The organism is Streptomyces sp. NPDC091209 (assembly GCF_044757755.1).
Classification (GTDB): Bacteria; Actinomycetota; Actinomycetes; order Streptomycetales; family Streptomycetaceae; genus Streptomyces.
The window spans coordinates 86,332-112,131 of the sequence record NZ_JBIVVR010000008.1 but is presented as its reverse complement, the minus strand read 5'-3'; the positions used below and the strand labels follow the sequence as shown (position 1 = coordinate 112,131).

Below are 25,800 nucleotides of genomic sequence, written 5' to 3'. Positions count from 1 at the left end.
GCTCGCTTGAACAAAGTGCAAGACTCGTCATGAACTAAGTTCAAGTAGCATGGTGGCCATGCCACGGGACACGCTGACCGCAGACCGGATCATTCGTGCGGCCATCGAGCTGCTCGACGACGAGGGGCTGGACGGCCTCAACATGCGGAGCCTGGCGCAACGCCTCGGCTCGGCCGCCACGGCCGTCTACTGGCACATCAAGAACAAGGACGACCTGGTCCGGCTCGCCAGCGACGCCGTCTGGCAGGAGGTGGAGGCGCCCGATCTCGACGCCGCCGACTGGCGTACGGCCGCCACCGCCCATGCCGTCGGCGTGCACGCGATGCTCACCCGGCACCCCTGGCTCGTCCAGGCGTTCGGCAGCCACCTCCTGTACGGCCCCGCCCAGGCCCGGCACAACGACCTCAGCCTGGCCATCTACGAGCAGGCCGGTTTCGCAGCCGCCGACGCCGACCGCGCGGCCGGCGCCGCACTCGCCTTCGTGCTCGGCAGCACGCTCGGGCCCGCAGCGCAGGTCTCGCTGAACCGCAGGCTGAGCATGAACGGCGCGGACGCCGAGCAGCGGTTGGCCGACGCCATGGCACGCGCCACCGAGACCGCCATGCAATTCCCGCACCTGCGGAAACGCCTCGACACCACGGCCGCCGTGGAATACGCGGGAGCGCCCGACCATTCCTTCGAGTTCGGTCTCCAGTCCCTCCTGGACGGCTTCGAGGCCCGTCTTGCCGTCGACAGCGGCGGGACAGGCGCCCGCTGACACGCCGGCCTACTGGGCGGTCGGGGGCCTGGGCACCGGAAGCCAACCCCTTGACCCTCACGTGGCGTCATGCCGCATGGTCGGTGGCGTGGAGGAACACCTGACTGTGGGACGCGTGGCCGAGCTGGCCGGGGTGAGCGTTCGGACGTTGCATCACTACGACGAGATCGGCCTCGTACAGCCGTCCGCGCGGACCGCGGTCGGGTATCGGGCCTACTCGGCGGGTGACATGGAGCGACTGCGGGAGGTGCTCGCGTACCGGCGGCTCGGCTTCGGATTGCGCGAGATCGCGGATCTGATCGACGACCCGGCCACCGACGGGGTCGCGCACCTGCACCGGCTGCGCGGACTGCTGCTGGAACAGCGCGACCGCGCCGCTGCCACGGTGACGGCCATCGACACGGAACTGAGGGCGCGAGCCATGGGGATCAGGACGACGTCGGAAGAACAACTGACAGCGGTCGGGGCGCAGTTGTACGAAGCCATCGGGTCCGCCTACCCGGCGACGCGGCGCACCGAACCGCGGATCGCCGCGAGGGTGTGGGACGCGCTCGGCGACGCGCGGACGGTACTGAATGTCGGGGCCGGCACCGGCTCGTACGAGCCCCCCGACCGCGACGTGATCGCGGTGGAACCGTCGGCGGTCATGCGGGCCCAGCGTCCCGCGGGCGCGGCGCCGTGCGTGGCGGCCCGCGCGGAGAGCCTTCCGTTCGAGGACCAGTCCTTCGATGCCGCGATGGCCTTCAGTACCGCTCATCACTGGCACGATCCGATCGCCGGGCTGCGCGAGATGCGGCGCGTGGCCCGGCGCGTGGTGGTGTTCACACACGATGCCAGCGACGCAGGCTGGCTTCACCGGTTCTGGCTCACCCGCGACTATCTGCCCGAGGCCGCCGGCCTCGTCGTGGGCCGGCCCTCGGTGGACCGGCTGGCCCGCGCGATCGGGGCCCGTATCGAGCCGGTGCTCATCCCGTGGGACTGCGCCGACGGCTTCTTCGAGGCCCACTGGCGCCGGCCCGAGGCGTACCTGGACGATCCTGTGCGCCGCGCGGTATCGGTCTGGACCAGAGTCGGGCCGGAGGCCGAACAGCGGGCGGTGAACAGGCTCCGCGACGACCTTTCCTCGGGCCGGTGGGCCGAGCGCAACCGCGACCTCGTCGATCTCGACGCGGCAGAGCTCGGCCTCCGCCTGCTCGTGGCCTGAACCAACGTTCGCGAAACCGCGGCAAGGGAGCCGGTCCGCCGGGATCACTAAATCTTGCCGCGGCGGAGCGTCGACGTCGTGAGGCAGTTCGGCGGCTTTGCCGGGAAGCGGACGGAGCGGAGGCCGGTCGGTGTCCTGGGGGCGATCGGCGGTATTCGCGGGGTCGTCACCGTTCGGCCTTCGGCAGGGGCCGGGTCTGCACGAGTGCCTGGAAACGCCGGAACGCATCGCGGCGGACGCCCGGCGGCGCCGACGTCATCGGCTTCATGGATAACGCCCTCACGGCCGGCGCGACAACGCTGAAGCCCGCCACGAAGTCCCTGTGGGGGCTGGGACACGGTGAGCGCCAGGGTGAATCCGCGGAAGCCGGTCGTGGGCGCCTCGGACGCTCGCAGGCGCACCAGGGAGCCGAGTTTGAAGGCGGCGGCGTAGAACTGCTCGGTGGTGGCCGGGTCGTCCACCTCAAGGGTGACGGATGCGATGGACGTCATACCGATCACGGTAGGCGTGGTTCGGTCGATTCGGCTTTTTCATTCCTGATCGATCCGCTCACGGGGTGAGTCACCCGCCCCGCGGTGCCGCATGGTCCGCCTGCCGACCGGTGGAAGCGGGGGCCGAGGGCCGACCGGTTGTCCCGTCCTGCCTGGTTCTCTCAGCGTCCGGTGACTGCCTGGCTCGCGATGAGCTCTTGGTAGGGCGCGCAGCGTGCCAGGAGTGTGGGGTGGTTGCCGGTGTCGGTGATGGTGCCCTGGTTGAGCATGATCACGTGCTGGGCGTGCTGGACGGTGGACAGGCGGTGCGCGACGACGATGACGGCGCGGGTGGTCGCGAGGTTTTCGATGACGGTGCGGAAGCGTTGTTCGTTGAGGCCGTCGAGTTGGCTGGTGGGTTCGTCGAGGAGGACGATTTCGGCGTCCGAGAGCAGGGCACGAGCGAGTGCCATGCGTTGCCTCTGGCCTCCGGAGAGGTCCGTTTCGCGGCCCAGGTGGGTGTCGAGGCCCTGGGGGAGACGGGTGATGTCCTCGGCGAGTCCGACGGCGTCCAGGGCGGTGGCGAGTTCGGAGTCGGTGGCGGGGGCGGTACGGCCGAGCTGGAGGTTCTCGCGGGCGGTGGCCTCCAGGAGAGTGAAGGTCTGGTCGACGTACGTGATGCGGGCACGGAGGGCGTTCAGGGGCCAGTGCCGGGTGTCGTGGCCCAGGACGGTGATGGTGCCGGAGGAGGGCCGGATGAACCGGTCGATGAGGGCGAGCGTGGTGGTTTTGCCGGCTCCCGAAGGGCCCACCACGGCGGTGAGGCCGGTACGGGCGGTGGTGAAGGAGATGCCCTGCAGGGTGGGGTGGCCGGCACCGGCGTGGGTGTAGGAGACGGAGTCGAAGGTGACGGCGGGTGCGTCGGGCAGCGGGGAGGGGGCGGCCTTGTCGTTGTCGGCCGGGTCGTTCTCCGGCGGGAGCAGCAGCAGGTCGTTGCAGCGGTCGCGGGCGGCGAGGCCGGACTGCAGGCGGCCGAGGCCGGTGGCCAGGGTGTTGACGGAGGGGATGGCCTGCAGGAGGTAGAGAAGGAACGCGGCGAAGGCGGCGGCTCGGATGTCGCCGGCGGCGAGGCGGGCGCCTCCGGTGAGGATCACGGCGATCATGGCGAGCTGGTTGCCGAGGGTGAGCACGGCGGGGATCAGGGTGCCCAGGCGGGCACCTTCCAGGGAGATGGCGCGCAGCCGCTCCGCGTCCGCGGCCAGAGCGCGGGTGGCCAGCTGCTCGGCCCGGTTGGCCTTGATGGTGGTGAGCGCCTCCAGGTTCGCGGTGAAGCGCTGGGCGATGTGTCCGACGGCGTCCTGCTGGCCGGTCACGTTGGCCCGCATGCGGCGCAGGACCAGCATCACCATGAGCGTCAAGCCGGTCAGGGAGACGAGGGTGACCAGGGTGAGGACCCAGTCGATCCACACCATCACGGCCAGTGTCGCGGCGATGGTCACGGTGGCCAGGGGCAACTGGGTTGCCACGTCGACGACTTGGCGCAACAGCAGGGCGTCGGACGTGATCCGGGCGGCGAGTTCCCCGGTGCCCTGGGTCCGGACGACGGGCAGGGGCAGTCGTAGCGCGTGTTCCATCAGGCTGATGCGCAGCCTGTAGGCCATGCGTTCGCCGATACGGGCGAGGAGGAAGCCGGAGCAGGCCTGGGTGAGGGCGCCGGCTGCGGCGGCTGCGCACATCAGGGTGATGTGGCCGGCCAATGGGTGGTGGCCGGAGAAGTCGGTGATGACGTCCTGCAGGAAGAGGGGGAGGGCGAGAGTGGCGACGGTGGCGGCGAGGGCGAGGAGCAGGGCCGCGGTGAGCGGGCCGGGCTCGGCGGTCAGTTCACGGCGCAGCCGCAGCGGGCCGGTTGTCCGGGGGGCGGGGGGAGGAGGCTCGTCGGCCACGGGGAACCTCTCTGATGGGCGAGTGGGTGTCGCATGTGGGCGCGCACTTGGCGGAGGGGCGGGGCTGTCGACGTCGAGGCCGAGGGGCGCCGGGCCGGAGAAGTCGTGGGCGCGAGCCGGGCCTTGGCGGTTGCGCGCAATGGCGGGAGGGTGTCGGGACAGCGTGACCTGTGACCTGTGACCTGTGACCGGGGGCCTGTGACCTGGGACCTGGGGCCGGTGGGCGACCGGCCGGGCCGCTGGTGGCGGCCCGGCCGGCTGTGCTGTGTGCCCCTACGGGGTGGTGCTGGTCAGACGCAGAGGATCGTGCTCACGGTGCTGGTGCCGCAGTTGAGCACGCTCAGGGAGCTGGTGCTGGCGAGGGTGTCGTCGATGGGGGTGGCCTCGGTCTCGGGCAGGTCCATCGTCTGGAGGTCGAGGATCATCATGGTTGTTCTCCTTTTTGTCACTGACAGGTGGATCACCCGGCCGGCGGCCGGGGGTCTGGGGTGCGCAACTCGGCTGCGCCTGTCGCGGCTTGTGATGACGTGGTCTGTGGTGGCCGGCCGCTTGGGTCCGGGCGGCGCTCAGCCCGGGCCGACCGTGTCCGGGCGGAGCTCAGCGAGGGCCGGCGATGCGCGGGCGGCGCTCAGCGAGGGCCAGTGGTACCTGGGCGGTGTGGTCGGCGGTGGCTGGTGACGTTCTCAGCGGCGGTCGGCCGTGGCCGGTGGTGCGGTCAGCGGTGTCCGGCCGTGGCCGGCGGCGCCGTGTTCCGCCGCGGTCGGGTGGTGGCCGACCGCGGCCGGTGCCGACGGGGTGGGGGCCGGTGGCGTCGGAACGGGTCCGCTGGTCCAGGGGAGGAAGGGAGTGCCGGCCAGGGCGGTGCCCAGCGCCAGGAGGACGCCCGCGGACCCGGTCGCCAGGTCTGCGGAGAGTCGTAGAAGCTGGTCTCCGGGGAAGGCGAGGTGGCCCTGGTAGGAGATCTGGTGGAGGGCCAGGAGCCTGCGGTGGCGGTCCAGCGCTGTCCGGTAGCGGTCGGCTGCGTCCGGACCGTCCGCATACGGGGCGTCCAGGGTGCGCGAGCCGTCCGTGTCCGGTGCGTCCAGGGTGGGGAGGCCGCCCGAAGCGGGCGGGTGTGGCTGGGGCCGGGTGAGGGCGAGGTAGCCGAGGAGCCCCGCACGGCCGTTGAACAGGCCGGGCTGGATGATGAATTCGGGTTCGGCCGCGCGGCCGATCGGCGCCCGGTAGCGGGCTGTGGGGCTGGCGGGATGGTGGGCGAGCAGGGCGTTCAGTGCCAGTCCGATGCCGACGCTGCCGGTTTCGATGTAGGGGAGTACCCGGTACTCGTCGAGGACCTGGACGGTACCGTCCGCCGCGGTCACGCATCGTTCGAGGTCCAGTTCGAGCAGCGTCTGCGCCCGGTCGAGGAGAGTGTGGTCGCCGGTGTGCTCGTAGAGGCGGACGAGGGCGAGGGCCGCGCCGGACGCTCCACCCATCAGGCCGGCTTTGCGACGGCCGCCCGAGGGTCCGGCTTTCTCCAACTCGTCGGCCGCGGCCTGCGCGTGGGTGAGGGAGGCGTCCAGCAGGCCGGAATCGCCGGTGGCCGTGGCGAAGTGCAGGAGGGCCAGGGCGATCCCTGCTCGGCCGGACGCGAGATCCGGGCCGAGCGGGCTGTCCGGGGTGGCGCGGGTGAGCCGCTCCAGCAGGTCGATTGCGGCTGCCCGTTCGCCGAGCAGGTCGAGGGTGTACGCCACCCCGTGTCCGCCGGTGTAGAGGCCGGGTTGAGCCGGACGGGTGAGGGCGGCGTCGGTGAGCCATCGGACGTGTTCGGCGTCGACGGCGGCCCCGGTGGTGTGCAGGGCGTAGAGGACGCCGGCCGCTCCGTGGGACAGGCCCAGGCTGCCCTGGGTGAACTGGGCGATGTCGCCGGGGAAGAGCCGGTCGCTGCGGCGGGGGGTGGCCATCGCCTGGATGCCGGCCGCGAGCGAGTCGCGGATGGCGGTCCAGTCGGCGTGCGGCCCGCTCAGCAGGGCCTGCGTCTGGGCCCTGCGCAGGCCCAGTTCGGGCCGGGGGATGCGGCCGTCCGAGGCCGAGGGGGCGAGCAGGCGGCGGATCTCGGCGGTGTATCCGGGAGGTACGGGGAAGCGGCGTTCGATGACGTCGGCGAGTTCGGCGCCCTTGCCCGCGTCCAGGGTGGGCAGTTGCGCCAGCGGCAGGAACAGCCACAGCCGGATCGCGGCCAGCCCGTACCGGTCGATCTCGGGCCCGGTGTATCCCCTCGGAGCGGTGAAGCCCGCGGCGCCCAGCGCGGGACGCACGAAGTCGTCGACGGGGCTGGCGAGTTCGAAGTCGATGAAACAGATGTCGCCGTCCGGCCTGATGATCAGGTTGCGGGGGTGGAGGTCTCCGAAGACGACCCCTCGGGCGTGCATGGCCCCGAGGATCCGCTCGATCCCGTCCACGAGAGCGATCGCCTCGCGGGTGTACTCGGCGACCGTGGTGTCGTCGGCGTCCGGATGGATCAGCGGGTACTTCGCGGTCAGCCACTCGCTCAGTGACTGTCCCTCGATGAACTCCTGGACCAGGAAACGGTGTTCCCACACCGTCAGCATTTCGTGCAGGGCGGGGACGCCGGGCAGTCCGGCCAGGCGGGCCATCATGTCGTGTTCCTGCTGCAGCCGGGTGACCGCGTCGACCCCGCGCTGGTCGAGGCCCGCATGGGGGCGGGCCTCCTTCAGCACCACCTGCGGACTGTCGGCGTTCTTGCGCCCCAGGTAGACGCCGCCCGCGTTGGAGAAGTGCAGGACCCGTTCCACGGTGTAGGGCAGCGCGGGCTCCTGCGGCGCGGTGCGCTCGGCGATGGCCGACGCGACGAACGCGGGCACGGGCGCCCAGTCGGGGACCGAGAAGCCGGGGCCGCGGACATCGGGGACCAGCCGGCCGTCCGGGTCTTCGAGGGCCAGCACCCGCTCGCCGGCGTCGTTGCGGCAGTGGCGCTCGGCGAATCCCCCGTAGCGCAGATACAGCGGGCCGTCCCCCCAGCGCAGATCGCTGAGGATGTACGGTCCGCGGCGGCCCGCCAGCAGCCGGCCGAGACCGTCCAGACACCGTCGCAGTTCGGCGTCGCCCACGGGGTAGATCGTGCAGAACTTCCCGCTCGAACCGCGTGGCGAGTACTTGGAGTTCTGCATCTGCAGGATCGGCAGTCCGCGCAGGAACTTGAACGTGAGGTGTTCGCGCAGGCAGTAGTCGTAGACCTGCTCCAGTACCTCCTCGGCGTCCTCGGTGCACGCGGACACGTGGATCTTCCAGCCCTGCGGGGGCAGTTGTACGTCCTGGGGGCGTACCACCGACCAGATCTCCAGGTCGCCGAGCTCCCATCCGGCGGGGAGCGGCCGGCTGACGGCCGTGAACTCCTCCTGTGCGCCCCACCGTCGCGGGGAGTCGTAGAAGATGGGATCTGCATAGGCGTAGGCCTCGTACCGGTTGTCCATCGGACTTCTCCTCAGGGCAGGGACGTGTGCGGGCGGGGACAGCAAAGGGGAGTGGGGAGCTGTCCCGGCCCGGGAAGCGGGAGCGGGTTGCGCTTCTTCGGTGGTGGCCGGATTCCCTGGCAGGGCTGCGACAACTCGAAGTATCGGGAAAGCGATACTTCGTCTACAACAGCGCGAAAGAAGGCTTTTCCGAAGATATTCACCCCGGCGTGATCGCTGGACCGTGAAATTGCATGAGCGCCAAGGCGCACACCGGATCACTGCACCCGCCCGCCACGCCGCGCGGTTGTCGTCGCGGTCAAAGTCGATACTGTCCCACCGGCGCTGTGACCAGCGAGTTTCGCGGGACGGGGTCGTGTCGAGAGTCCGCGATCAGGTGGGCCCTGGGGCGCGGCGAAGACGGCATATGCCGGGGTGCCGGGAGAAGCAGAGTATGACCCGGGTGTGTTGCCGCGCCCCCGGCGATCTATTTGTCGTACCGGCGCGGGCGGCGGACAGGTGGCTCCGCGGGCCGCCCGGACCCCGATCGTGGACCCGGCAGCGGGTCGCGGGGCGATGTCCGCCCGCTCAGGACCTGCGAGCCGGACCGGCTCGGCGGGTCGCGGAATTTACGGGCGCCATCGCATCGCCGGGTTTCATGGCACGGCCGTACGGGGTTTGCCCAGCCGCGGAAGGACGAACGTCAGCGCGGGTTCCCGGTCGCCGGTCGGTCGCCCGTCGGCGAGTGCCGGACAGCGCGGTGCGAACGGTGGGTCCGGGGCGGAGGGCCAGCGGGCGGGCAGCCGTTCGCGGGTACCGCGTCGGCCGCGGCCGGTCCGAGCACGGCGAGGGCACCGTGCCCGTACCGCGGCCTGGGCCCGAAGCCCCTCGCGGGCTGGAGCGCCCAGGCCAGACCCCGCTCGACGGGTACCTGAAGCGGGCGTCAGGAAAGCGGCGGCCTTGTCGTCGCTCAAGGGTGCCAGCGGGGGGCCTCGTCGTCCGGGGTGTCCGCACTGGCGAAGTGGAAGGGGACCGAGAGGTGGGCGGCCAGGGAACTGCCGGCCCGCTCGGCGGCTACCGCTGCGGGGTGGCGCGACGTCTGGTTCTCGTCCTCGCCGAGGTACCGCTTGGCCGTGGACCAGTAGACGGTGGCCATCTGAGCCTCCCCCGCAGGGTCGGCGGTGATGGCCAGCAGCTGCACGAACCAGTCGTGGACGGTGTCGCCGTCCCAGACGGCCTCGATCGCGACGACGCGGCCGGCGCACCCGGCCGCCCGGCACGCCAGGGACTCCAGGTCGAGAGGACTCTCCGGCTCACGGGCGATCCGGTCCCCGTAGTGGAGGTAGCGGTCGTTGGCGATCAACTGGGCGGTGTCGAGGCCTATTCCATGAGGGACGCGGCCGATGTCGAGGATGACGCGCACCGCCCTGAGGAGGGAATCCTTGAGGACGTAGCCGTCGATCTCCTCGCGGATCCCGGCCGGCAGATTCTCCCACCACACGGTCCTGGCCGCTTCGTCCATCACCATCAAGAGCCCCGTTCCCCCGTCGGCCCTCCCAGTGGGGCCTGCGCCAGTCTACGGAGGACGGCACAGGTGTCCGTATGGCGGGCGGGTAGGGCACCCCGTCCTGGACGTGGTGGAAGCACACGTTCGGCGCGCCGTCCGAGTGGGGATCAGCTCGTCGATCGTCGTCATCGGGCGACACCGTCCAGGACAGCCGTCGCCCAGCGATCGAGTACCGGAGACCCGGATGCGGGATCACGCGTGTCCCGCGCTCGTGACCGGTGACCTGGGATCCGTGCGTCCCCCGCGTGTTACCCGTGACCGGGATCAGTGTGACCAGCGCTCGTGATTAGGCATCCGGCTCGGGGACAGAAGGGTGTGGTGCTGATGAAACGACTGGTCGTCCTGCTCGGCCTGCTGGCGGTGGGCGGTCTGGTGGCCGCCGTCCTCGTATCCCCCTGGTGGTGGGGTGCGGCCGTCCCGCTGCTCCTGGCGGTGGTGGTGGCCGTGCACGATCTTGTTCAACGACGGCACTCGGTGCTGCGCAACTATCCGCTGCTCGGGCATCTCCGCTTCGCGCTGGAGGCGCTGCGGCCCGAACTCCAGCAGTACTTCATCGAGCGGAACTTCGACGGCCGCCCCTTCGACCGCGACACCCGCAGCATCGTCTACGAGCGGGCCAAGGGAACCGCCGCCGAGGAGCCGTTCGGCACGGAACTCGACCTCTACCGGGCGGGCAGCGAGTACCTCACCCCGTCCATGGCCCCCAGAGCCGTGCCCGACGACCCGCCCCGGGTCCGGATCGGCGGCCCCGACTGCGAACATCCCTACGACATGGCCCTGCTCAACGTCTCGGCGATGAGCTTCGGTTCCCTGTCGGCCAACGCCGTGCTGGCGCTCAACACAGGAGCCCGGCTCGGCGGCTTCGCCCATGACACCGGCGAGGGCGGCCTGTCCGAGTACCACCTGCGGCCGGGCGGCGATCTCGTGTGGGAGATCGGTACCGGCTACTTCGGCTGCCGGACGCACGACGGGGGTTTCGACGAGCGGCAGTTCGCGGACAAGGCGGCACACGAGCAGGTCAAGTGCGTGTCGTTGAAGATCAGCCAAGGAGCCAAGCCGGGAATCGGCGGGGTGTTGCCGGGCGCCAAGGTGAACGCGGAGATCGCGCGGGTCCGCGGCGTTCCGCAAGGAGAGACGGTCGTCTCACCCCCGTTCCACCGGGTGTACTCCACGCCGCGTGAACTGGTGCGTTTCCTGGGCCGGATGCGGGAACTGGCCGGTGGCAAACCCGTCGGCTTCAAGCTGTGCGTCGGATCGCGCCGTGAATTCCTCGCCGTGTGCAAGGCCATGTTGGCTGAAGGCATCGCGCCGGACTTCATCATCGTCGACGGCGCCGAGGGCGGAACCGGCGCGGCTCCGCTGGAGTTCGCCGACAATGTCGGACTGCCGCTCGGCGAGGGACTGATGACCGTCCACAACGCCCTCGTCGGCGTCGGGTTGCGGGACCGGATCCGCATCGGCGCCGGCGGAAAGGTCGCCACCGGCAGCGACTTGGTCAAGCGCCTGCTCCAGGGCGCCGACTACACCAACGCCGCCCGCGCCATGATGTTCGCGATCGGATGCATCCAGGCGCAGCGCTGTCACACCAACACCTGCCCGGTCGGGGTCGCCACCCAGGACGAACGCCGCGGCCGCGCCGTCGACATCGCGGACAAGTCCCGGCGCGTGCACCGCTATCAGCAGGCGACGGTGAAGAGTGCCCTGCAGATCATGGCGTCGATGGGCGTCGACGATCCGCGGGGCCTGCGCCCCCACATGCTCCTTCAGCGGGTGGACCCGCACACCGTCCGTTCCTACGCCGAACTCCATGAATGGCTCACGCCCGGGCAACTGCTCGCATCGGTCCCGGACAACTGGGCAACCGACTGGCAGGCGGCCGACCCGGACCGCTTCACCCACTGACCCGGGCTCCCGCGCCGAGGGGCCTACCGGACCGAAGGACATTCCTGTGGCACGCACTGTCGCCCAAGTGATCGTCGACGCACTCGAGGAACTGGGCGTCAGGCACGTCTTCGGAGTCGTCGGAGACGCCTTGAACCCGCTGACCGACGCCATCCGCACCACGGAGGAACTGACTTGGGTGGGCTGTCGGCACGAAGAGGCCGCGGCCTTCGCCGCAGGGGCCCAGTCGCAGCTCTCGGGCACCCTCGGAGTGTGCATGGGCACCGTGGGACCGGGCTCGGTACACCTGCTCAACGGACTCTACGACGCGGCCAAGAGCCGGACTCCGGTCCTCGCGATCTGCGGGCAGGTGCCCCTCGCCGAGATCGGCAGCGAGTACTTCCAGGAAGTGGACAACGACCTGCTCTTCCGCGACGTGGCCGTCTACCGCGCCACCGTCACCTCTCCGGATCAGATGCCGCGGATGCTCGAGTCGGCCGTACGCGCGGCGGTCAGCCAGGGCGGAGTGGCCGTCCTGACCGTCCCCGGTGACCTGGGCGACCAGGAACTGGGCGAGGACCGGCCGGCACGCTTCGCCCTCGACCGCGCCCTGACCCGGCCCGACGACCCCGCGCTCGTCGAGGCGGCCGAACTCCTCAACAGCGCCTCGCGCGTGACCCTCCTCGTCGGCCGCGGGGCGCGTGATGCCCGCGCCGAAGTGCTCCGCACCGCCGAGCTGCTCGCCGCGCCCATGGTGCTCACCCTCAAAGCGAAGGAAGGGTTCGAGGCGGACAACACCTTCCAGGTCGGCCAGACCGGCCTCATCGGAAATCCCGCCGCCGCCCACGCGCTCGACAAAGGTGACGCACTCCTGATGCTGGGCACCGACTTCCCCTACCGCGACTGGTATCCGCAGGACTGCAAAGTCGTACAGGTCGACGCCCGAGAGGAGCACCTGGGCCGCAGGGTTCCGGTGACCGTGGGCCTCGCCGGTGACGTCGGAGCCACGCTGCGCGGTCTGCTCCCGCTGCTGGAGGCGGCGTCCGACCGTGCCCACCTGGACGGTGCCCGCGACCGGTTCGCCCAGTGGCAGGAAGGACAGCAGCGCCTGGCCCGCCCCGACCACGATCACCGCTGGACCGGAAAGCTGCGTGCGGCGCTCGACAATCGCGACCACGAGATTCGCCCTGAAGCGCTGGCGGCCGCGGTCGACACCTACGCCGACGAGGACGCCGTCTTCACCTCCGACACCGGCATGGCCACCGTCTGGCTCTCCCGTTTCGTCACCATGAGCGGCACCCGGCGCCTGATCGGCTCCTACAATCTCGGCTCCATGGCCAACGCCATGCCCCAGGCCCTCGGTGCCCAACTCTGGGCGCCGGACCGCCAGATCGTCGCCTTCTGCGGTGACGGCGGGCTGAGCATGCTCCTGGGAGACCTCATGACCATCAAGACGTACGAGTTGCCGGTGAAGCTCGTCGTCTTCGACAACCGCCGCCTCGGCATGGTCAAGCTGGAACAGGAACAAGCGGGCCTGCCCGAGTTCGGCACGCAACTCGACAACCCCGACTTCGCCGCGGTCGCCACCGCACTCGGCCTCACCGGAATCCGGGTCACCGACCCTGCCGAACTCCACGACAGTGTGCGCCGGGCGTTCGACACACCGGGTCCGGTCGTCCTCGACGTGCTGACCAACCCCGAGGAGGTGGCCGTGCCGGGCAAGCCGACCGTGTCACAGGGCTGGGGCTTCGCCATCGCCAAGATCAAGGAAGTCCTGTCGAGCCGCGAGAACTGACGCACTCGGACGTCGGTTGTCTGCCTCGCAGGGATGCTCAACGGTCGGCCGCGAGCGTCTTGCCCACGACTCCTGACCGGGTGACACCGGCGACTGCCACACAGATGCCGAAGACACGATCGTGGCTGGTCCAGCCGTTGACGCGGCCACGGCTATTGCTGATCTGCAGGCCGAGCTCACCATGACGGCGGTACTGGTTGACCCACTTGGAGGCGCATGCCCTGGAGATGCCCATCTCCGCAGCGACGTGGGCGGCCGGACGTGACTGGCATCGCTCGACCAGTCGCCTGCGGTCCTCCATGGAGAGCGGTGCGGTGGCGTGAGTGCCATCAGATCGCGGCGAGTTTGTTGAGCAGGTGGCCCAGCTCTGCCGGCGCCTGGATGTGGGCCAGGTGGCCCTGGCCAGGGAGTTCGTGGACTTCGGCGTGCGCGACGTGCTGCCGCACGTGGTCGAACGACGTTCCGTAGGGGGCCGTTCCGCGATTGCGCTGGCCGATGATCAGGTCTGCTTGATCTGCCTGCTGTGCCATCAGATCCGGAGGTAACTCCGCGTTGAGGGCGCTGAGTTCGGCGTACAGCGGTCCGCTCAATCGACGCAGTGTCGCCCAACTGTGGGGATCGGCCCGAAGGTCGTCGACATGTGCTGCGGAGAAGCCGGAGATCTGCCGATTGACGATCTCGACGCAGCGATCCCAGTCCGCCGTCCCCTCGGCGGCCTTTAGGTCCGGCAATGCATGACGTCCGAATGGTCGCATCACCGGCTCGTAGGCGATCACCTGGGGAATCGGGCGCTCGTTGGCGGCCAGCAAGGCGATCAAGCCGCCGTAGCTCCAGCCGAAGAGAGTCCGCGCGCTGTCGAACGCGTCAAGGACCACGCCGAGGTCCTCGATCTCTGTCCGCAGCGAGTACGAGTTGGCCAGCGCCCCCGAGGGGGCGCGGCCCCGGCGGTTTACGACTACCACCGAGGGCCAGGCGTCGACGGAGCCCGCAACGTGGCGCCACGTGTGCGCGTCGCTCATCACGCCGGGGACGACGACGAGGCCCGGAGCGTCCGGCTCCCCGTACACATCGACCGTCACCCAACTGTCCCCGCCGACCGGCAGCCTTTTCTGAATCGTTCGCTCCATAAATTTATTATGGAGCAAACGATCTACAATGCAAGCGTGACCGAACGAAAGCGTGGACGACCACGAGCCTTTGACCGTGACCGCGTGGTCCTTGATGCAGCTCGCCTCTTCTGGCGACGCGGCTACTCCGGCACTTCGACCCGCGCCCTGACCGCGGCCCTCGGTCTGTCCACCTCCAGTCTCTATGCCGCCTTCGGCAGCAAGGCTGGACTGTTCGAGGAAGCGGTTCGGACCTATGCCGAGCGGTACCGCGAGATCTATCAGCAGGCGGTCGCCGAGAACGACATCCTGACCGTGATCAAACGCATCCTTGCCGACTCGGTGCACGAGTTCACCCAGCCAAGCGACACGCACCCCGGCTGCCTCATCAGCAGTGCCGTGATGAGCGACAGCACGAGCACGCTCGACACCAGCGCCTACGTCGCCGAACTGCACAGCTCGAACGAGCAGGCCCTCCTCGCACGCATCGAACGAGCGATCCAGGAAGGGGAACTGGCCGCCGGCACCAACGCAGCGGTCCTGACCGGGCTCGTCCAATGCGTCTGGCACGGATTGTCAGTGCGATCCAACGGCGACACATCTCGCGAGGACCTGCTCGCGACGGCGCAACTTGCTCACCATCTGATCTGCCGACAACTCACGTCACCAACGTCCTGACCCGCAACAACTAGAGATCTTTAATGATGCGGGCTACTTCGGGTCGTGACGGGATGGTGTCCTGCCGGGTGGTGTAGGCCGTGAGGATCTGCGCAGCGGGTCTGGCATGGACCAGGACCGTAGGGTTCGACATAACCGATCGACGTCCCTGATCTTGATCAGGTTGGCTGGGTGGCATGCCAGAGCTGCGAACCGATCGTCTTCTGCTCCGCCGGTGGCGGGAGTCCGACCTCGGACCGTGGGCGGCTATGAACGCCGATCCTGAAGTCCGAGAACACCTGGGAGCACTGCTGACGCGGGAGCAGAGCGATGCAGCGGTGGCACTCATGCAGACGGAGTTTGACGAGCGAGGTTGTGGGTGGTGGGCGCTCGAAGCGCGGGAGACTGGTGAGTTCATCGGCCGTGTCGGCTTGGACGAGGTGGGCGAGGACATGCCGTTCGCGGGGGTGGATATCGGTTGGCGGTTGATGCGTTCGGCGTGGGGTCACGGTTACGCCACCGAGGCCGCCCTGGCCTGCCTGGCTTTCGGCTTCGAGGCCCTCGCGCTGCCGGAAGTGGTGGCGTCGACGACTGTCCACAACCTTCGTTCCCAGGCAGTGATGCGGCGGATCGGCATGGCCCGGGACCCGGCCGACGACTTCGAGGATCCGAGCGTGCCCGAGGGGTCGCTTCGACAGTGCGTGCTGAACCGGATCTCCCGAGATGCTCACGACTTGCACCACGGGGCGAGGCACGACCCGTGACGGCCGTCGTGGGCTGCGCTGTGCCGGGAGGATGAGGTGTCCCGATGGTGGTGGACTGACGGCCGAGGAACGGGCTCGGCGCGAGCGAGTCCGGCTCGCTGCCGCTCACCTGATGGAGGCGGGGACCAGTGAACGGGAGGTGGCCCGACGGTTCAGGGTGACCCGGATGTCGGCGAACCGCTGGCGGCGGGCGTTGGCTTCCGGTGGTCGGCAGCTCTGGCCTCCAAGGGACCTGGCGGCGCCCGCTGCAAGCTCGATGCGGGACAACTCCGTCTTCTGGAGACGGTGTTGGATGCCGGCCCGGCCGCCTCTGCTGGAGTGACCAGTGCTGGACGCTGGCCCGGATCGCCGAGATCGTGCGCCGCCGGTTCGGTATCGAGTACACCCTGGCCGGGCTGGACCTGCTGCTGCATCGCATCGGCTGGAGCGTGCAGGTCCCCTGCCGCAAGGCCACCGAGCGCGATGAGGAGAAGATCGCTGCCTGGAGGGATGAGCAGTGGCCCGTCGTAAAAAGACGGCGGCGGACCTGGGCGCCTGGATCTGTTTCGAGGACGAGGCCGGCCAGGGGCTGGAGGCCGCCCAAAGGGCGAACCTGGGGCCGACGAGGCCACACACCCGTCGTGCGGGTCACCGCCGCGGGCACCAAGCGGGTCTCGGTGGCGGCGCTGATCTGCACCAGGCCCGGCCGCCGGTCCCGGCTGATCTATCGCATCCACCTCGACCGCGGCCCTGCCAAAGGCCGGCGCAAGGGCTCCACCGAGACCGACTACGCCCGCCTGCTCGACGCCGCACACCAACAACTCGGCGGCCCGATCGTCCTGGTCTGGGACAACTTGAACACCTCGACCAATGCGGCAACGTCCTCCACGCGCCAGGGGCGAAGAACGAGAGCGGGAGAGACCGGCGACGCGGCCGCCTGAAGTACGACCGGGGCACTCATCAACCGATCATATGTGGCGGCGTTTTCACCCGACGCCAGCCGCGTCCGCCCCATGCCGCCTCGGGACCGCCCCGTCATTGCTGTGTCCGGACGTGCAGAGCCTGGATGGACCAGTCGAACACTGGAGCCAGACTCTCCGGGGCCGGCCAGCCGTTGACCACTGCGAGCAGCTGGAGGTATCGCTCCCTGCGGGGGTCGTTCACGCTCTCCAGCCGAGTCGCCAGCCGGCGGCGAAGCGCGACGTCGTCGGGGCGGCCGAGGAGGTGCGCGTAGTGCGCCGTGAACGCCGAGACGATCGGATCGGCCTGGGGCGAGGCCGGGTCGATGCCGGCGGTCAGGGCCGGGCCGACCTGGTCACGGACGACTGCGGCAATGTCGCGGCGCGGGACCATCATGTCGCTTCGGGTCTGCTGGGCTGCCTGTTCCTCGGCCATCCGCCGCACCAGGGTGCGGAAGCCCAGGTCCAGGGACATTTCGGCCAACTCCACCCACGCCTGGACCTGCTCTGTCTCCGGGTTTTCGGGCAACTCGGCGGTCATCGAGCGCATGACCCCTGCGAATGCGGGGGCGGCGTCAAGACCGCCGAAGACGGCGTCGAGGAAATCGCCGATCAGATGTCGGCGTTCGTCCTCGGAAAGCTGGGCCAGCCGGTGCATGAGTTCCGTCTCCTCAGGTGTGGACCCGCGCTCGGCCACAGTCATCAGCACCGCGCGCCGCAGGCGCAGGACGCGGATCTGCACTGCCAGTGCTTCGGCGTGCGCCGCGGCGACCTCGGGAAGCGAGAGCTCGCGGTCCGCGACCTTGTGGATCGTGGGAAGGTCCAGTCCCAGCTCGCGCAGGGTCCGCACGAGGTCCAGGCGTGCGACCGCGTCGATGCTGTAGAGGCGGTAGCCGGCCGGGCTGCGGTCCGTCGGCGCCACGATTCCGCGATCGGAGTAGAACCGAATGGTCTTGACCGTGAGACCGGTCCGTCGAGCGAGTTCGCCGATCGAGTAGAGCGTGTCGCCGTCCATGCCCCCACCTTTGTGTCTCCCCCTACTGGAGACTCAAGTCCCTTCGCCTGCCAACAGGCAACCACTCCTCATCCACAAGTCTTGACAATTCCTCGCGGCCAGGGCGTCAAGGTCGTTCGTGCAGTGGCGCGTTCCACCTTGGCGCCCTGAACCACGCCCGCTCCACGGTGTGTGGGCCGACGGCAGACGGGATGGAAGCTCGGGTAAGTGGTGGGTGGGCGCAAGTGGGATCATCACGCATGAAGTTTGCGGAGGACATGACAGACACCGAGGAAGATCGATGGTGGCCGCAGGGGCTCGGGTGCACGGCCGGAGCGGTCTGGGCCGGCGTCCGCGCGTTGGGCGGGGGTCAACCGCCGTTGATTCGGTGGGGCCTGGGCATAGGGGCGTTGTGCTTCTTTATTGGACTTGTGTTGCCCATCGTCAACCGCATCCGGGCAGCCAGGCGAGGCCGCAAGACCTCTGCGGTTGACACTGGCACAGGTGAGCGGCATGAGCCTTGACGCCAGACGGCATGGGAGTCAGCTGTCGTCCGCGGTTGTCGCTACGAGCCCGCCGCAGGGTCGCCGTCGCCGAGGCCTATCCACCAGTGCCCGTCATCCTTCACCAGCAGCAGTTCCTGCCGCTGACCGGTTTGCTTGTACGCCACTGTCACCGGGTTGAAGTAGCTGACGGATCCCTCCAGTACGGTGACTTCGACGGGGCCGCCCGCTGCCTGGCCGTACTCGGGCACGTAGTTGGCCGCGGTAGGCCCGGGCTGCTTGTAAGCGGGGCCGGCCAGCTCGGCTATTCCCTTCGCGTCTCCATCCTTGAGCCGCTGCACGTAGACCCGTACGAGAGTGTCGACGTCCTCGGTCGTCTCCTGCACGTCGGGGTACGTGGACTTTTCCGCGCGCACCTTCACGTCGACCTTGGGCGCGTCGGCCAGGGCGTAGGGCTCGCGGAATCAGTTCCACCACACCCCTGCGGTGATCCCGACGACCAGCAGGCCGCTGCCGAGCGAAACAGCCAACTTCGTCATATGCACCTTCCGCTAGTGCCAGTTGAACTTGACGCGGTGAACGTGCGGTGCGCGCTGACCGAGATCACAGGTCACGTCAACGGGGTGCGCGATCGGGAGGAGCCGGCGAGCCTCCTGACGACCCTGGCCCACCTGCGCTGCAACGGCACCTTCGCCGAGTACGCATCCAGATTCCGCGTGGGTCTGCCCCAGCCGTACCGCCGCTCGAAGTCAAGAACCAGCCTGCGGAGGAATGTCTGATCGCACGAGGCGGACTCGCGCGGCTGGTATGCGGCCGGGCAGGTAGAAGAATCCGTTGCCGTTGTCGAGGAGCAACCCCTCATCGACCCCGTCCACGGACCAGAGATCAACCGGCCCACCGGTGTTGTTGATCTGAAGGAAGAACCCCGTCTCCTCGTCCCGACAGACGAAGATCCCCTCCACTTCAGGGCGGCGGCTGCCGGCGATTCCCCGAGCGGCGCCCATCCGGGTCCAATCCAGGCCATGCTGCGCGATCGACCGCCGATTGAGCACGGACGAAACGTGGAAGAGGTTCGACGTATCAAGCACGGCAGGAGTGTAGGAAGCGGTGAGGCTTCCTCCTCAAGCTGGGGGGCTGCTCCAGGGTGAGGACAGCCTTGACACCGCGGCCGTGTCGAGTGGCAGGAGCGTTCATCGGCTCGTCTCAGTTTCCGTCTCATTCAGACCCGTTCACCGCCGTTCAGGCGAGACTACGAGTCCGACACGACGCGAGGCCACGACGTCCATGAACGCAGGTGAACGCGCCTGCACTCAGCCCACCGCCCCACCAACACAGTTGGACAGCGTGTTGGTCTCGCGCACCCGAACGTGGAGGCGTTGCGGTCTCCTGTCGACAACGCTCGCCGCTCTGACCATGATTGGCCCATGCCCGAGTTCAGTTGGCCGGACCGTTCCCTGGTTCCAGCCTCGGATGTCATAGGCCAGTGCTGGCCAGCAACAGTCTCCGCACTACCCCTTGGATCTCACGTCAGCGGACGAGTCATCGGCCGACAGCCGTTCGGCGTCTTCCTCCTCCTCGATGGCGTGCCGAACGCAGTAGGCCTTGCCGAGATCACCGCCATGCCCCGCAGCATGGAACTGCCTGCCTTGGGTGCCACCGTCGCCGGTGAGGTGATCTGGCACGCGGACCACAACTGTCAGGTGAAGGTCCGCCTCGATGAATGGCGCGTGCCCGGCTGATCGCCCCCTGGTCGCCGCAACTCTGCACCACTACCGCACCAGAACGAGCGGGGAGCAGCGGGGAACCACGGTAAAAGCTGCCGAACCCGGAAGGGGCAGGATCCGAACGTTCACCCAGGTCAGCGCCCGAACTGGCCTCAAAGAACGCAGCTTCCCAAGCTCGTGTCTCTGCGCGCCGTTGGGAGGGCGGATCGCGATGTCAGACCTGCGCTGTACGGTCCGCTCCATGGCAGAAAGACCTACGACGAGCTGGCGGGATGGCATAGCCGAGGAAGCCGCGGAACCGGCCGCCGGCACTCTCGATCCTGGGTGCGGGTGTATGGCGGAGCTGTACCCCGAAGAACTGCTCGTGGCGACCGATGCCGTCCTCGACACCTTCGAGGAAGAGCTCCCCGCGCTCGCCGAGGCAGACGATACGCAGATCTTCGCCGCAGTGGAACGCGTCGTCGTCGCCCTGAACTCGGTGGACGAAGTCCACAACGGATTCGAGACTGACGAGCGGGAAGCGCTGTGCGATTACATCGACCAGTCGCTCACTGAGCACGGCGTAGACGTCGTTGCGCTCACCGCCCGCCACGGACTGGGCCAGTACCAGCTCACGAACAAGTGGCGGAAATGGTGAAGGCATCTTCTGAGCCCGTAGCGCTCTCTGCGTGCCACAGTCGTGCCACATAGTGCGGTCAACCACGGTCAACGGCGGTTCGCCACAGTCGAGATGCGGCGATGGGGCGGTCCCTCGCCGAACCCGAGGTGACCTGCGCGCCTTCGCTGCCTCGCACAGCCGCCCTTACAAGGCCGCGGTCGACGAGCCTTCGGTGCAGTCGCGCTCGGGCCGGCAACTGACCATGGATTCGCGAGCCGCTTCAGGCGATTCGGATGTTTTGGCCTCAAGGTCAGGGCGTTGTTTCTACGCTGAGTCCTTTCGGAGCCGCATAGGTTGGGGGATCAAGTGGGTGCGGAAATCGTACAGTTGGCCGGGCAGGCGGCGCCGGCCGTGACGGCTGCGGTCGGGGCATATGGGGCAGCTGTGCTGACCCGTGCGCAGGATGCTGCGGCCGACGCCACGGTTGGTCTCGGGCAACGGATCATTCAACTCGTCTGGCGACGACGGGACGAAGCGGGTCGGACGGAGCTGGAACGCGTGGTGGACGAGGCCGCCGACGAACAGGACAAGTCCTACACCGCTGCGGTGCTGGGCAGGCTGCTCCGGCGCGCGTTGCAGGAGGATGCCGAGTTGTGTGCGGAGCTGTCCGCGATGCTGCCGGCCCCGGTCGCCGGTTCGGTCAATGTCACGGCGTCCGGTGAGCGGTCGATCGCCGCTCAGCACATCGGTACCGCGATCACCGGTGACGGTCACACCGCACCACAGCTGTGAGCAGTAATGAAGACACGTCTCGGCCGAGGATTGAGGCGGCCGGACCAAAGTCGATCGCCGCCGAGCGAATCGGCAACGCCTTCACGGGCGATGTACTGCCTGCCGAGGCACTGCAGGCGCCGGGCAAGGTCGCTGCGGCGCCGGGTACCTCCAATCTGCCCCCGGCCGCCCTCTGCCTGGGGCGTGAAGAGGAACTGGCCCGGTTGCGGCTTATCCTGACCAGCCGCCATGAGAGTGCGATCACGCAGAGCGGGACGGTGCACGGTCTCGGCGGAATCGGCAAGAGCACGCTCGCCCTGCGCTACGCACACCGCCACCGTGGCGACTACGCCCTCATCTGGTGGATCAACGCCGCGTCCCCCGATGAGATCGAGACCTCCCTTACCAGCCTCACCCACACTTTGGTACCCGACTGGGCCACCACCGCTGAGCGGGAGGCACAGGTGGCGTGGGCGATGCAGTGGCTGGCCTGGCATCCGGACTGGCTGCTGGTCTATGACAACGTGGAGAACCCCGACGATCTCATCCCGTACACCGGCGCCCTCCATCAAGGTCATCACCTTGCCACCAGCCGCCGTACCGTTGGCTGGCCCGACGGCGCCCCCACCCTGACCCTGGGCAATCTCGACCCCGACGACGCCACCACCTTGCTGGGCCGACTCGTGTTCAAGGAGACCCCTCCCACGCCCCGGCAGCAGGCCGAAGCCCGCTCCCTTGCCGCCGAGTTGGGGTACTTCCCTCTGGCGATCAAACAGGCCGGCGCCTACCTGGCCCAGAACCGCGGCATCAGCCCGGACTCCTACCGCCGCCGTCTGGACACCAAACTCGCCAAGACCGCCCACGGCACCGATACCGAGCGGACCCTTGCCCGCATCTGGAACGTCACCCTCCATGCCTTGGAACAGGCCGATCCGCTGGCGGTCGAGGTGCTGCACACCGCCGCTTGGCTGGCCCCCGACGACATCCCCCATAGCCTGCTCACCCCGCCCGGCACCGACCCGGACAACGTCGCCGAAGCTGTCGGAATCCTTGCCGCCTACAGCATGGTCACTGACACCGGCATCACTTTGAGTATCCACCGCCTGGTCCAGACCGTCCTGCGTAGCACTCAGAACACTGACGACACACAATTGCCCCGATACCTGGAGGGGCGCGACCGCGCTGAACGAGCGGTCCTCCACAGCCTGACCCCCCTCCCCGCCCAAGACACCGCTGCCGAAGAGCAGTGGGACACGCTGACACCCCATCTCGTTGCCCTAGCGGGCACCAGACAGGCCGAACACCACGACAGCCCATTGACCAGCCTTTACGAGATCGCCGGCCATCGGCTTCACCAGCAAGGCCACACAGCGCGCGCCATCCCCCTACGCGAAGCCACCCTCGCCCAATACGAGCAGGCCTTGGGCGACACCCACCCCAACACCCTCGGCAGCCGCAATAACCTCGCCAGCTCCTACAGTGCGGCGGGCGATCTGCAGCGCGCCATCCCTCTGTATGAGGCCACCCTCGCCCAGTACGAGCAGACCTTGGGTGACACCCACCCCAACACCCTCAACAGCCGCAACAACCTCGCGAGCGCCTACTACGCAGCGGGCGATCTGCGGCGCGCCATCCCCCTGCTGGAAGCCACCCTCGCCCAGTACGAGCAGGCCCTGGGTGACACCCACCCCAGCACCCTGCGATGCCGTAACAACCTCGCCAGCTCCTACGAATCCGCGGGGGACCTGGGCCGCGCCATCCCTCTGTACGAGGCCACCCTCATCCAACGCGAGCAGACCCTGGGCGACACCCACCCCGACACCTTGCAAAGCCGCAGTAACCTCGCCTACGCCTACAAGGCGGCGGGGGACCTGGGGCGCGCCATCCGCCTGCACGAGGCCACCCTCACCCAACGCGAGCAGACCTTGGGCGACACCCACCCCGACACCCTCAACAGCCGCAACAACCTCGCCAGCTCCTACAATGCGGCGGGTGACCTGGGGCGCGCCATCCCTCTGTACGAGGCCACCCTCACCCAACGCGAGCAGACCTTGGGCGACACCCACCCCGACACCCTCAACAGCCGCAACAACCTCGCCATCGCCTATCACGCGGCGGGCGATCTGCGGCGCGCTATCCCTTTGCTGGAAGCCACCCTCGCCCAGTGCGAGCAGGTCCTAGGTGATACCCATCCGGACACCCTGAACGGCCGCATCAACGTCGCCGGTGCCTACACGGCGGCAGGGAAACCTGACCGTGCCGTCCCTCTGCTGGAGGCCACCCTCGCCCAGTGCGAGCAGGCCCTGGGCGACACCCACCCCCACACTCTCAACAGCCGCATCAACCTCGCCAGCTCCTACAAGGCGGCGGGGGACCTGGGCCGCGCCATCCCTCTGTACGAGGCCGCCCTCACCCAATTCGAGCAGATCCTGGGCGACACCCACCCCGACACCCTCAACGGCCGCAACAACCTCGCCTACGCCTACAAGGCGGCAGGGGACCTGGGCCGCGCCATCCCTCTGTACGAGGCCACCCTCACCCAATTCGAGCAGACCCTGGGCGACACCCACCCCAACACCCTGACCAGCCGCAACAACCTCGCGAGTGCCTACACGGCAGCGGGCGATTTGCAGCGTGCTCTCCCTCTGTACGAGGCCACCCGAGCACAGTGCGAGCAGGTCCTCGGCGACACCCACCCCCACACCTTGCAATGCCGCAACAGCCTCGCCAGCGCCTACTACGCGGCAGGCGATCTTCTGCGCGCCAGCCCACTACTAGAAGCCACCCTCGCGCAGTGCGAGCAGACCCTGGGCGACACCCACCCCCTCACTCTCAACAGCCGCATCAACCTCGCCGTCGTCTATCACGCGGCGGGCGATCTGCGGCGCGCTGTCCCTCTGCTGGAAGCCACCCTCGCCCAGTGCGAGCAGACCCTAGGCGACACCCACCCCCACACCTTGCAATGCCGCAACAACCTCGCCAACGCCCGTCAACAAGCCGAAGCTGTACAGCACGGAAGCACAGCAACCTCAGCGACCGAGGCTGTACCTCAAGAGCCGTCCACGGCTGATTGAGCAGCCCCAGAACCATCAATGACCTACCTGCCGAGAGTTCGGGACGAAGAGGCCGTGCCAGACCCGTGCCAGATCGTGCGGGGAACCACGGGCAACACCGGGGAGCCAGCTGGCCTCGCACCGTGCGCCGATACCGCTCAGCAGCAGGTCAGCCTCGGAGCAAGCTCCAGATCACCTCAGCTTCCCAAGCTGGGAGTGCGAGTTCGATTCTCGTCACCCGCTCCATGACAGAGGCCCAGGTCATCGACCCGGGCCTTGTCGCTGTCCGCTGTGATCACTCGCCGCGTGCCAGATCCGTGCCAGAGCGCAGATCGTCTGGATCACCGGTGTTCTCCGCTGGCACGGCAGCAGCTTCCTGTACTTCCTGGCGCGCTCTGCGGACGGTCGCGTCGAGTCCGGCAGCAACTTCCTGCTGTCGATCGTCGTCGGAGTGCTGATAGATCAGCGCCGCCCTCTCCGAGGACTGCCCGGCCCGCACCATCGTGTCCTTGAGCGTCGCACCGGAGCGCGTGGACAGAGTGTGACCGGTGTGGCGGAGATCGTAGAACCGGAAGCCCTCGGGCATGCCGACCATCTCACGTGCCTTTCTCCACTTCCGGCCGAAGGAACTCCGCCGGAAAGGGGCGCCCTTCTCCCCGACGAAGATCAGACGATCAGGCCCGGCCTCGGCGTACGACTCCAGATGCCAGCGCAGCTCGCGGCGGAGGAACGCTGGAAGGACGACCGTCCGGGAGCCCGCCGCGGACTTGGTGTCGCCCTGCACGCGCCGCCCGTTCATCCGTTCCGGCTCGGCGAGGCAAACGCGAATGCGCAGGGTGTCGAGGTCGACGTCTCGGCGACGGAGGCCGGCCAACTCTTCCGGCCGCATCGGGCCGTAGGCGCCGAGGTAGACCATGAGGCGCCACCGCATCCCGACAGCGTTGGCGAGAGCGTCAACCTGGGGGACGGTCGCGATGCGCCGCTCGACTGCCTTCTCTTTGCCGCCGCCCTTGATCCGGTACGGGTTGCGCGGGATCAGCTCGTCATCAACCGCCGTTTCCATGATGGCTTTGAGGAGCCGGTACGCCTTGGCGGTGATCGTCTTGGCGCCGGTGGTCCGCAGCCGCTCGGTTCGCCACTCGCGGACGCAAGGTGTGGTGCTCTCGTCCAAGTCCGTGCCGGCGAAGGCGAAGGGGTGCTTGTCGAGGAGGTACCGGTAGAGATCTTGGGTCAGGGGTGCGAGTTCCCGCTCCGCGACCCACTTGTCCGCGTACGCACGGAAGCTCACGGCTCCCGCCTCGGGGTCACGCCACTCGCCCCGGCGGATCTCGGTCTGCTTTTCAGCGAGCCAGTCGTCCGCGTCTGCCAGTCTCGAAGGTGAACGGCGCCGGACGGGTCTACGCCCCCTCACGCGGGAAGTCGTCTGGCACCGGGCGATCGGGCTCGAGCAGTATCTGGAGGCGCTTGCCGAGGAGGAACGGCCCGCAGAGACGGTCGTCAGGGTGTCACAGAGGAAGCCGGTCGGACCTCGACGTGCCGTGCCGCATGGGCCGGTGCGTCGACCAGACGTATCGGCCGGCCCCGCACGGTACAGACAAGGCCGCTCGCGCGAGAAGAGCCCGA

General features: G+C 68.7%; 19 protein-coding genes and 5 pseudogenes. 13 read left to right on the top strand and 11 right to left on the bottom strand.

All coding sequences use genetic code 11. The annotated features are described in order from the left end of the window. Positions 1-58 precede the first annotated feature (58 nt). Together ACIQRL_RS23895 and ACIQRL_RS23890 are read left to right on the top strand one after the other, a co-directional pair. On the top strand, positions 59-757 hold the full coding sequence (locus ACIQRL_RS23895; protein WP_401334731.1) for a TetR/AcrR family transcriptional regulator: 699 nt from the start codon (positions 59-61) through the stop codon (positions 755-757). Positions 758-833: 76 nt separating this feature from the next. Next, the gene (locus ACIQRL_RS23890) at positions 834-1,961 is read left to right on the top strand and encodes a methyltransferase domain-containing protein (protein ID WP_401334729.1); all 1,128 of its coding nucleotides are present in this window, start codon (positions 834-836) and stop codon (positions 1,959-1,961) included. A 326-nt stretch (positions 1,962-2,287) separates the two neighbouring features. Here the strand turns inward: ACIQRL_RS23890 and ACIQRL_RS23885 are convergent. The 5 genes and pseudogenes from ACIQRL_RS23885 to ACIQRL_RS23865 form a co-directional block, all read right to left on the bottom strand. Continuing rightward, positions 2,288-2,452: pseudogene (locus ACIQRL_RS23885) on the bottom strand (glyoxalase); the annotation flags it as partial. A gap of 161 nt (positions 2,453-2,613) precedes the next feature. Further along, a complete protein-coding gene (locus ACIQRL_RS23880) occupies positions 2,614-4,374 on the bottom strand; it encodes an ABC transporter ATP-binding protein (RefSeq protein WP_401334727.1) in 1,761 nt (586 codons plus the stop codon). A gap of 290 nt (positions 4,375-4,664) precedes the next feature. Then, positions 4,665-4,802, bottom strand: a complete 138-nt coding sequence (locus ACIQRL_RS23875) for a SapB/AmfS family lanthipeptide (protein ID WP_107065889.1) — start codon at positions 4,800-4,802, stop codon at positions 4,665-4,667. Between the two features lie 255 nt (positions 4,803-5,057). Beyond that, on the bottom strand, positions 5,058-7,847 hold the full coding sequence (gene lanKC, locus ACIQRL_RS23870; RefSeq protein WP_401334723.1) for a class III lanthionine synthetase LanKC: 2,790 nt from the start codon (positions 7,845-7,847) through the stop codon (positions 5,058-5,060). Between the two features lie 949 nt (positions 7,848-8,796). After that, positions 8,797-9,354, bottom strand: a complete 558-nt coding sequence (locus ACIQRL_RS23865; RefSeq protein WP_401334720.1) for a hypothetical protein — start codon at positions 9,352-9,354, stop codon at positions 8,797-8,799. A gap of 363 nt (positions 9,355-9,717) precedes the next feature. Here ACIQRL_RS23865 and ACIQRL_RS23860 point away from each other — a divergent pair, with 363 nt between their 5' ends. Both ACIQRL_RS23860 and ACIQRL_RS23855 read left to right on the top strand, forming a co-directional pair. Continuing rightward, positions 9,718-11,295 (top strand): FMN-binding glutamate synthase family protein, encoded by a 1,578-nt coding sequence (locus ACIQRL_RS23860; protein WP_401334718.1) that lies wholly within the window; start codon positions 9,718-9,720, stop codon positions 11,293-11,295. Positions 11,296-11,341: 46 nt separating this feature from the next. Continuing rightward, positions 11,342-13,069 carry a thiamine pyrophosphate-dependent enzyme gene (locus tag ACIQRL_RS23855; protein ID WP_401334715.1) on the top strand — a complete coding sequence of 576 codons (1,728 nt, stop codon included), beginning with the start codon at positions 11,342-11,344 and terminating at the stop codon, positions 13,067-13,069. Positions 13,070-13,235: 166 nt separating this feature from the next. Here ACIQRL_RS23855 and ACIQRL_RS23850 read toward each other — a convergent pair. Together ACIQRL_RS23850 and ACIQRL_RS23845 are read right to left on the bottom strand one after the other, a co-directional pair. Beyond that, positions 13,236-13,370, bottom strand: a pseudogene (locus tag ACIQRL_RS23850) (helix-turn-helix domain-containing protein); the annotation flags it as partial. Between the two features lie 28 nt (positions 13,371-13,398). Further along, entirely contained in the window at positions 13,399-14,196 is a 798-nt protein-coding gene (locus ACIQRL_RS23845; RefSeq protein ID WP_401334713.1) for an alpha/beta fold hydrolase, read from the bottom strand. A gap of 36 nt (positions 14,197-14,232) precedes the next feature. Between ACIQRL_RS23845 and ACIQRL_RS23840 the strand changes: the two genes are divergently transcribed. The 5 genes and pseudogenes from ACIQRL_RS23840 to ACIQRL_RS23820 all read left to right on the top strand — a co-directional run. Next, on the top strand, positions 14,233-14,853 hold the full coding sequence (locus ACIQRL_RS23840) for a TetR/AcrR family transcriptional regulator (protein ID WP_401334710.1): 621 nt from the start codon (positions 14,233-14,235) through the stop codon (positions 14,851-14,853). 176 nt (positions 14,854-15,029) lie between these two features. Then, on the top strand, positions 15,030-15,596 hold the full coding sequence (locus ACIQRL_RS23835; protein ID WP_401334708.1) for a GNAT family N-acetyltransferase: 567 nt from the start codon (positions 15,030-15,032) through the stop codon (positions 15,594-15,596). Next, on the top strand, positions 15,556-15,918 hold the full coding sequence (locus ACIQRL_RS23830; protein WP_401334705.1) for a helix-turn-helix domain-containing protein: 363 nt from the start codon (positions 15,556-15,558) through the stop codon (positions 15,916-15,918). The genes ACIQRL_RS23835 and ACIQRL_RS23830 overlap by 41 nt, the downstream gene beginning before the upstream one ends. Before the next feature lie 34 nt (positions 15,919-15,952). Next, a pseudogene (locus ACIQRL_RS23825) lies at positions 15,953-16,030 on the top strand (winged helix-turn-helix domain-containing protein); the annotation flags it as partial. 186 nt (positions 16,031-16,216) lie between these two features. Then, positions 16,217-16,438: pseudogene (locus ACIQRL_RS23820) on the top strand (IS630 family transposase); the annotation flags it as partial. Between the two features lie 172 nt (positions 16,439-16,610). On the opposite strand, the gene ACIQRL_RS23815 reads toward ACIQRL_RS23820, so the two are convergent. The 3 genes from ACIQRL_RS23815 to ACIQRL_RS23805 all read right to left on the bottom strand — a co-directional run bounded on the left by ACIQRL_RS23815 (position 16,611) and on the right by ACIQRL_RS23805 (position 19,119). After that, the gene (locus tag ACIQRL_RS23815; RefSeq protein WP_401334702.1) at positions 16,611-17,549 is read right to left on the bottom strand and encodes a MerR family transcriptional regulator; all 939 of its coding nucleotides are present in this window, start codon (positions 17,547-17,549) and stop codon (positions 16,611-16,613) included. Between the two features lie 544 nt (positions 17,550-18,093). Next, positions 18,094-18,447 carry a hypothetical protein gene (locus ACIQRL_RS23810; RefSeq protein WP_401334699.1) on the bottom strand — a complete coding sequence of 118 codons (354 nt, stop codon included), beginning with the start codon at positions 18,445-18,447 and terminating at the stop codon, positions 18,094-18,096. Between the two features lie 333 nt (positions 18,448-18,780). Continuing rightward, positions 18,781-19,119: a hypothetical protein gene (locus ACIQRL_RS23805; protein WP_401334696.1), complete on the bottom strand. Its 339-nt coding sequence runs from the start codon at positions 19,117-19,119 to the stop codon at positions 18,781-18,783. 336 nt (positions 19,120-19,455) lie between these two features. On the opposite strand from ACIQRL_RS23805, the gene ACIQRL_RS23800 reads away from it, so the two are divergent. From ACIQRL_RS23800 to ACIQRL_RS23785, 4 genes are all read left to right on the top strand, one after another. Further along, positions 19,456-19,770: a hypothetical protein gene (locus ACIQRL_RS23800; RefSeq protein ID WP_401334693.1), complete on the top strand. Its 315-nt coding sequence runs from the start codon at positions 19,456-19,458 to the stop codon at positions 19,768-19,770. A 226-nt stretch (positions 19,771-19,996) separates the two neighbouring features. Further along, positions 19,997-20,392 (top strand): hypothetical protein, encoded by a 396-nt coding sequence (locus ACIQRL_RS23795; RefSeq protein ID WP_401334692.1) that lies wholly within the window; start codon positions 19,997-19,999, stop codon positions 20,390-20,392. A gap of 405 nt (positions 20,393-20,797) precedes the next feature. Beyond that, positions 20,798-21,145, top strand: a complete 348-nt coding sequence (locus ACIQRL_RS23790) for a hypothetical protein (protein WP_401334689.1) — start codon at positions 20,798-20,800, stop codon at positions 21,143-21,145. After that, positions 21,142-24,198 carry a tetratricopeptide repeat protein gene (locus tag ACIQRL_RS23785; protein ID WP_401334687.1) on the top strand — a complete coding sequence of 1,019 codons (3,057 nt, stop codon included), beginning with the start codon at positions 21,142-21,144 and terminating at the stop codon, positions 24,196-24,198. The genes ACIQRL_RS23790 and ACIQRL_RS23785 overlap by 4 nt, the downstream gene beginning before the upstream one ends. Positions 24,199-24,472: 274 nt before the next feature. On the opposite strand, the pseudogene ACIQRL_RS23780 reads toward ACIQRL_RS23785, so the two are convergent. Beyond that, a pseudogene (locus tag ACIQRL_RS23780) lies at positions 24,473-25,571 on the bottom strand (tyrosine-type recombinase/integrase); the annotation flags it as partial. Positions 25,572-25,800: the final 229 nt, after the last annotated feature.